The 1,393-nt window shown below is 45.9% G+C and carries 3 protein-coding genes; 2 read left to right on the forward strand and 1 reads right to left on the reverse strand.

Going from position 1 to position 1,393, the window contains the following annotated elements; genetic code table 11:
* The first annotated feature begins 144 nt into the window (after positions 1-144).
* Together ACUVJL_RS37175 and ACUVJL_RS37180 are read left to right on the forward strand one after the other, a co-directional pair.
* Positions 145-339, forward strand: a complete 195-nt coding sequence (locus ACUVJL_RS37175; protein WP_445250394.1) for a hypothetical protein — start codon at positions 145-147, stop codon at positions 337-339.
* A 28-nt stretch (positions 340-367) separates the two neighbouring features.
* Positions 368-1,024 (forward strand): hypothetical protein, encoded by a 657-nt coding sequence (locus tag ACUVJL_RS37180; protein WP_445250395.1) that lies wholly within the window; start codon positions 368-370, stop codon positions 1,022-1,024.
* Between the two features lie 88 nt (positions 1,025-1,112).
* Here ACUVJL_RS37180 and ACUVJL_RS37185 read toward each other — a convergent pair.
* Positions 1,113-1,393, reverse strand: a 281-nt coding sequence (locus ACUVJL_RS37185; protein WP_445250396.1) for a helix-turn-helix domain-containing protein, incomplete at its 5' end; no start/stop codon positions are given.

Genomic DNA, 1,393 nt, shown 5'->3' on the forward strand with positions numbered 1-1,393 from the left:
TGAAACTTGCCGGAGTCACCCGGCAAGACTGGAGAGGCGTGCAGCGAGCCTCAGTATTTGAATGTCAATAAACTTGGTTAATAAAAATGTCCCATTTTTGGGACATTTTTATGTGAATTATTCTTTTCAGAAAAGGCTAAATAATTGGAGCAAGAGCTTGAAAAACAGAGCTTTTGCGATTTCAGCATCGAAAAGATACCTGATTATTTTCGCCACGGCCAGAGCGAAAATAACTGCCGCCACCGAGAGAGAGAAAATGTCCCAAAAATGGGACACTTTTTCGTGGAACTGGGGATTTTACGTGGTTTCGCGGTTTCGCTAGTCGCTGAAATCGCTTAAAGTCTAGAGATTACATCTAGGCTTTAACATGATGAACTTCAAGCGGCGAATCGACTGGCGCAAATGGCTGGGAGTGTCGGGATGGGTAGCATTGGGTTACTTCATAGGGCGACCGGAACAACTCAGCCGGATGGCGCGGAATCTAGAGAATCACCTGATCGGAGATCAGCGGTACATTGTGCCGGCAAGGATAAGAACCACGGTTGCACCGGTGTTAGTCCACAGGCAACCGCCGATAGTTGCGAGTGCGCCGCAAGGTCATAGTTGGAATCAGTTTTCTGACTCGCAAGGGCGGTTTTCTGTGATGGTGCCATCTGTGCCGATCGAGCAATCGACAGAACGAGACGGGCAATACTTTGAAGCAAAAACCGCAAACGAGCTTTACTCTTTTAGTTACGGAACAAACTTCCCTGGTGCCGAGCTGATTACAGAACGAGGGAAGCAAGTGATCATGGAAAGAACTGCTGACAACTTTGACTTTGAGGAATTCACAGTTATAGGCAGGCGGAGCTTCGGCTTAAATGGAGTCCCAGGCGTAGAAATTCATCTGCGACACAAAAACCCTAATGCGCCCATCATGATCATGAGAAAGATGCTCCTGAACGATCGGATGTATACGTTCAGCGCAATGACTCCTTACCCTCAAAACGCACAGACATTTTTGAGCTCGTTTCGCCTGCACTAGACACAGTGCTAGACAAAACAATAGACCGTGATTCAGCCTCCCCAGACACTAACTGGGGAGGCTTAACTATTTAATTTTCAAGGTTCTGCTAGGCGGGTTTGCGACTTATATTGCTGAACGCCTCAATCAGCTCTTCAAGACTGCAATCATACGCCTGGCAATACTTAGGGATATCAGTCAGAGAGGGACTAGGCACTGTAATGCCTCGCTCCCATTTGCTGATAACAGACTCAGTAATACCTAACTCGACAGCTCTCTGCCTTTGAGTTTTGTTGGCTCTTTTGCGAATCCACACAGGTGTTAGAAGATTTGCTTGATTTTTTAGTTGACTTACCATTTCTTCTTTCTTAAAATTAGAAAGTTTTTTTT

This window comes from Microcoleus sp. OTE_8_concoct_300, from assembly GCF_031383065.1.
Lineage (GTDB): Bacteria > Cyanobacteriota > Cyanobacteriia > Cyanobacteriales > Microcoleaceae > Microcoleus.

Coding starts and splice junctions, on each gene's coding strand:
- ACUVJL_RS37180 (WP_445250395.1), top strand. CDS start 368: ATGATGAACTTCAAGCGGCGAATCGACTGGCGCAAATGGCTGGGAGTG.